At 67.8% G+C, this 5,919-nt stretch carries 4 protein-coding genes and 1 pseudogene; 4 read left to right on the forward strand and 1 reads right to left on the reverse strand.

Annotated elements, in window-relative coordinates; all coding sequences use genetic code 11:
* Positions 1-307: LysR family transcriptional regulator (locus DMX10_RS31665; protein ID WP_146603111.1), on the reverse strand; the 307-nt coding region annotated here is incomplete at its 3' end.
* A gap of 367 nt (positions 308-674) precedes the next feature.
* Between DMX10_RS31665 and DMX10_RS31670 the strand changes: the two genes are divergently transcribed.
* The 4 genes and pseudogenes from DMX10_RS31670 to DMX10_RS31685 all read left to right on the forward strand — a co-directional run.
* Positions 675-3,035 carry a TonB-dependent receptor gene (locus DMX10_RS31670; protein WP_111264809.1) on the forward strand — a complete coding sequence of 787 codons (2,361 nt, stop codon included), beginning with the start codon at positions 675-677 and terminating at the stop codon, positions 3,033-3,035.
* A gap of 36 nt (positions 3,036-3,071) precedes the next feature.
* A complete protein-coding gene (locus tag DMX10_RS31675) occupies positions 3,072-3,977 on the forward strand; it encodes a TauD/TfdA family dioxygenase (RefSeq protein ID WP_111264810.1) in 906 nt (301 codons plus the stop codon).
* 74 nt (positions 3,978-4,051) lie between these two features.
* Positions 4,052-4,957 carry a TauD/TfdA family dioxygenase gene (locus DMX10_RS31680; protein WP_111264811.1) on the forward strand — a complete coding sequence of 302 codons (906 nt, stop codon included), beginning with the start codon at positions 4,052-4,054 and terminating at the stop codon, positions 4,955-4,957.
* 571 nt (positions 4,958-5,528) lie between these two features.
* A pseudogene (locus tag DMX10_RS31685) lies at positions 5,529-5,919 on the forward strand (energy transducer TonB); the annotation flags it as partial.

Here is a 5,919-nt window from a genome sequence, read left to right on the forward strand (position 1 = left end):
CCGCCGGCGCCGGGCCGCACCCGAAGTGCAGCTCGCCAGCGTCCAGCTTGGTCATCTGGTCGATCTCGCGCGCCAGGTTGCTTGCCCCCTGCACCAGGCGCAGGGCGTGCTGCAGCACCACCTGGCCTTCCGGCGTGGGGCGCAGGTCCTTGTTGCCGCGATCCACCAACTGGCAGCCGAAGGCCTGCTCCAGGCCCTGGATGCTGCGGCTGAAGGCCGGCTGGGTGATGCCCATGGCATCGGCCGCACGGACGAAGCTGCGGTGTTCCACCAGGGCGATGAAGTAACGGAGTTGGCGCAGATCCATATGCTTTACCGGCATCGAAAATATAGGTCGAAGGCATTTGCCCCCATATGGGTGCTGGTTTTAAATGCAGGCTCTTATTCCGTCAACGAAGCTTGTTTAGATAAATAAGACTAAAAAGGAATAAGTATATGGCCCAGCCCGAAGGGGGATACCCGATGACCACGCCAGCCCGATTGCCCGTCCCCGCCATGACCCGGCTCCTCGCGCCGCTCATGCGCCGCTGTCGCTGACAGCCGACCCCTGAGCCGGTGGCCCTGCGCGCCGCCTGAGCCTTCCCCCCGAACCCATGCTGCCCCGACCGTCGCCCTGCGTGCGATGCGGGCCCGCTCTGCCCGGAAAAAGCCGGGCCCCGAACAAGGATTGCCCCATGAGCCACCGCCGTACCGCTTTCCCCTCGTCCCTCGTCCGGCCGCTCGCGCTGCAGCGCCTGGCCGCCGTGGACTACGCGCTGACCCTGCTGCTGGCCCTGGGCGCGGGGAGCGCCTGGGCCGCCGAGGGCAACACCGAGCAGCAAGCGGACAAGGATGTCGCCCTGCAGAAGGTCACCGTCACCGCCCGCCGCCGCGAGGAAGACGTGCAGGACGTGCCCACGCCCATCACCACCCTCAGCGGCGCCACCCTGGAAACCCAGCGCGTGTACAAGGTGCAGGACCTGCAGCAGGTGCTGCCCAGCGTCAACGTCGCCTTCATCCACGCCCGCCAGTCCAGCGTCGCGGTGCGCGGCATCGGCAACAACCCGGCGAGCGACGGCCTCGAAGGCAGCGCCGGGGTCTACCTCGACAACGTCTACCTGGGTCGCCCGGGCATGGCGGTGTTCGACCTGCTGGACATCGAGCAGCTGGAACTGCTGCGTGGCCCCCAGGGCACGCTGTTCGGCAAGAACACCACCGCCGGCGTGCTCAACATCAGCACCCGCGCACCCACCTTCAGCCCCGAGCGCACGGTGGAGGTTTCCGGCGGCCAGGACGGCTACTTCCAGGCCAAGGGCACGGTCAACGGCGCCCTCACCGAAACCCTCGCCGCGCGCCTGTCGGCCTACCGCACCCGTGACGACGGCTTCATCAAGAACATCCACGACGGCAACGACCTCAACGGTGGCGAGCGCCAGGGCGTGCGCGGGCAGTTCCTCTTCGAGCCCAACGAGGATTTCAGCCTGCGCTGGATCAACGACTACAACGAGGAGGATTCCAGCACCGGCACCATGGTGGTCTACGGCGCGCCGGCGCGTTACTGGCAGCGCGCGGCCCTGGCGGGAGCGTCCCCGCTGCGCGACCCGGACGACAGGAAGGTCAACATCGACGGCCGCCAGAACGTCAGCGTGCACCAGGGCGGCAGCTCGGTGGAGGCCAACTGGAACCTTGCCGGCGGCTACACCCTCACCTCCATCAGCGCCTATCGCTACTGGCACTTCACCCCGGCCAACGACGAGAGCCTCAACGTGCCGGCGCTGCTCGACACCGGGGTGGAGGTGCACGACCGCCAGTTCTCCCAGGAGATCCGCCTGGCATCGCCCACCGGCGGCGCCTTCGACTACGTGGTCGGCGCCTACGTGTTCAACCAGAACCTGGGCAACAAGACCTTCACCGACTACGGCTCCCAAGCCGACCTGTTCCTGCTCGGCGCCAACCTCAACGCGCTGAACAACGTCAGCACCAAAGCCAACGGCAAGATCGAGACCGACAGCTACGCGCTGTTCGCCCAGGGCACCTGGCACCTCACCGACCGCCTCGATTTCACCGCCGGCCTGCGCGGCACCTACGAGGAGAAGGACGCCAAGGTCGAGCGCTTCGCACCGGTCGGGGGTGCGGCGGTGACCGGCCAGGCCGCCGCCATCCGCGCGGCGCAACTGGGGGCCTATGACTCGGGGGACCTCAGCCTGCACAACGCGGCGCCGTCCTTCCTGCTGAGCCTGGCCTACCGGTTCGACGAGGACCTGCTGGGCTACGCCTCCCTGGCCCATGGCGAGAAGTCCGGCGGGGTGAACCTGGCGGTGGGCTCGGCCCCGGTGGCCGGAGCCGACTCGCTGCTGGTCGGGCCCGAGCGCGCCAACGACGCCGAGCTGGGCTTCAAGAGCACGCTGCTGGACCGCCGCCTGCTGCTCAACGCCAACCTGTTCTGGACCGGCATCCACGGCTACCAGGCCACCACCCTGTACCAGGCGCCGGGCTCCACCAACGTCGTGCAGGTGCTGGCCAACGCCGGCAGCGTGCGCTCGCGCGGCCTGGAGTTCGAAGCCACCGCACTGCCCGTGCGCGGCCTCACCCTGAACGTCAACGGCTCCTACAACGACGTCACCTACCTCAGCTTCAAGGACGCCCCGTGCCCCGGCGAGGTGAGCACCGCCCCCGGCGCACCGGCCACCTGTGACCTCACCGGCGAGCGCGTGGTCGGCGCCTCGAAATGGATCGCCAACCTCAGCGGTGAATACAAATGGCAGCTGGAGAACCGCATCGAGCCCTACCTCATCGCCAGCTATTCGTACCGCTCCGAAGCCGAAGGCACCCTGGACAACTCCGACCTTTCCAAGATCGACGGCTACGGCTTGGTCAACCTCTCGGCCGGCGTGCGCCGCGACCTGGGCGACGGCCAGGTGGACGCCTCCATCTGGGTCCGCAACGCCACCGACACCGACTACTACCTCAGCGCCTTCGCCTACCTGAACGGCGCCTACACCGCCTCGGTGGGTGCCCCGCGCACCGCCGGCGTTTCCCTGCGCTACGACTTCTGACCCCCAGCAGCACCCACCCAACGCGAGGACCGCACCATGAGCAACGCAGCACTGGCCACCCAGCAGACCGAGCTCCAGCTGGACATCCACCCCATCGCCGGGCGCATCGGCGCCGAGATCCGTGGCGTGACCCTTTCCGGTGACCTGGACGCCGCCACGGTCGAGGCCATCCAGGCCGCCCTGGTGCGGCACAAGGTGATCTTCTTCCGTGGGCAGACGCACCTCGACGACCAGGCCCAGGAAGCCTTCGCCCAGTTGCTCGGCGACCCCGTCGCCCACCCCACCGTGCCGGTGCGCGAAGGCACCCGCTACCTGCTCCAGCTCGACGGTGCCGAAGGCCAGCGGGCCAACTCCTGGCACACCGACGTGACCTTCGTCGACGCCTACCCCAAGGCCTCCATCCTGCGCAACGTGGTGGCCCCGGCCGCTGGCGGCGACACCGTCTGGGCCAACACCGCCACCGCCTACAACGACCTGCCGGGCGAACTGCGCGAGCTGGCCGACAAGCTCTGGGCCATCCACAGCAACGAATACGACTACGCCGGCGTGCGCCCCAACGCCCCGGTGGAAAAACTGGAGGAGTACCGCAAGGTGTTCACCTCCACCGTCTACGAGACCGAGCACCCGGTGGTGCGCGTGCACCCCGTCAGCGGCGAGCGCAGCCTGCTGCTGGGGCACTTCGTCAAACGCATCAAGGGGCTCTCGCAGTCCGACTCGGCGCACATCTTCGCCGTCCTCCAGGGCTACGTGACGCGCCTGGAGAACACCGTGCGCTGGCGCTGGCAGCCTGGTGACGTGGCCATCTGGGACAACCGCTCCACCCAGCACTACGCCGTCGACGACTACGACACCCAGCCGCGCATCGTCCGCCGCGTGACCCTGGCCGGCGACGTGCCGGTGGGCATCGACGGCCAGCGCAGCCGCACCACCCGCAAGGGCTGACGCGAGGCGTGCGGCGGGCCTTCGCGGAGGCGCGGGCCCGCCGAGCCAACCCACCCCATGACAGGAGACCGACCATGACCCTGGCCACCCACACCCAGGCAGAACCCGCCGCACCGTTGCACCACGACGCCCCCTTCGCCATCACGCCCCTGGCCGCGCCCCTGGGCGCGGTGGTCAGCGGCTTCGACGCCACCCGCATCACCCCCGAGCAGGTGTTGGCCCTCAAGCAGGCCCAGCGCGCGCACCACATCCTGCTGTTCCGCGACCAGCACCTGGACGACGCCCAGTACCTGGCCTTCGCGACTCACTTCGGGGCGGTGTTCCAGCCGCCGGCGGACATCCCGGTGCTGTCCTCCGGCGTCGACGGCAAGGCGCCGGAGATCGTCAAGGTGGCCAACACCGAGGATGGCGAGCTGGGCAACACCGCCATCCCCGCCCACGTCGACCACCACTGGACGCCGACGCCGTCCTCCGGCTCCTTCCTCTACGCGCTGGAGGTGCCCTCCAGGGGCGGCGAGACCCGCTTCACCAACCTGGCCCTGGCCTACAGCGCGCTGGACGAGGCCACCCGCCGCGAGATCGACCCGCTGCGGCTGGTCACCTACAACCCCTTCATCCGCCTCAAGAGTGGCGGCTACAACGGCGGCTTCGTCACCTACCGCACCCCGGATATCCCCGCCATCCAGGGCACCGAGCACCCGCTGGTGCGCACCCACCCGGAAAGCGGCAAGCGCCTGCTGTTCCTCGGCGTGCACACCGAAGTGGAGATTCCCGGTGCCGACCCGGAATACGGCAAGGCCCTGATCGGCCGCCTGCGCGAGCACCTGGAAAACCCGCGCTTCCACTACGCCCACGCCTGGCGCGCCGGCGATATCGTCTGGTGGGACAACCAGGCCGTCCTCCACGCCCGCAACGGCTTCCCCGCCACCGAAAAACGTCGCATGAAGCGCATCAGCCTGAGCGGCAGCCGCCCCTTCTGATCCTTCGCCCCGTGGGAGCGAATTCATTCGCGAACAGGGCCGGCACCGGCGCGTTGTAAGGGCACACGGTATCCCGAGCGTAGGGTGGACCCCGCTTTATCGGTCCACCAATGGGGGCCGCCGGCAGCTCTGCTGGTGGACGTGAAGAGCGACGTCCACCCTACGCACTGGCCGAGCTTTTGGTGGAGCGAATTCATTCGCGAACAGGGTCGGCACCGTTGCGCCGTACGGGCACAAGGTATCCCGGGCCTAGGGTGGACCCCGCTTTATCGGTCCACCAGCGGGGGCCGCCAACACCCCCTCGATCCCGCCGCTTTCAATGCCTTCCAAGCATATTTTCAATGCCTTCCAAGCATCACGATTTATAAATCCTTATTTATCAATCAGTTAGAAACTTATATTCCTTAAAGTAATTAATGAATCGTTAAAAATTACTTTAAGAGATAAGCCCAAAAACCAATCATCTCTCCGTGGCCGACCGCTCTGGAATGGCCCTCATGCAGCTCCGCAGCTGCCATCCGATCACTTTCCGGTGCACAGGCCGGATTTTTTCCAACCGGGAGTCTTGCCGATGGGCAATGTCCTCAAAGCCGACAGCGCGAGCGACCTGCTGTGGCGTGAAGCGCGCAGCCCTGGCGAAGTGCGTGACCTCGGCGTGCCGCTGCGCCATGCCCTCGGCGCGTCGCGCTTCAAGGGCCGCGACGGTCGTGTGCTCGGTCGTCGCGAAGCGCTGTTGCTGGGCGCCTTCGCCCTGGTGCTGCATGCCGGCGTTCTCTACTGGGTAAGCAACAAGCCCACTCCGGCGCTGCCCGAGGTACCGCCCGAGATTCCGCCCATGACCATCGAATTCACCACGCCGGCACCGCCCGTGGTGGAACCGCCGCCGCCCGAGCCGCCACCGCCTCCGGTCGTCGAGCCGCCGCCCCCCGTGGTGGAGGAGCTCGCGGTCAAGCCGCCACCGC

Source organism: Pseudomonas sp. 57B-090624, assembly GCF_003234055.1.
Taxonomy (GTDB): domain Bacteria; phylum Pseudomonadota; class Gammaproteobacteria; order Pseudomonadales; family Pseudomonadaceae; genus Metapseudomonas; species Metapseudomonas tohonis.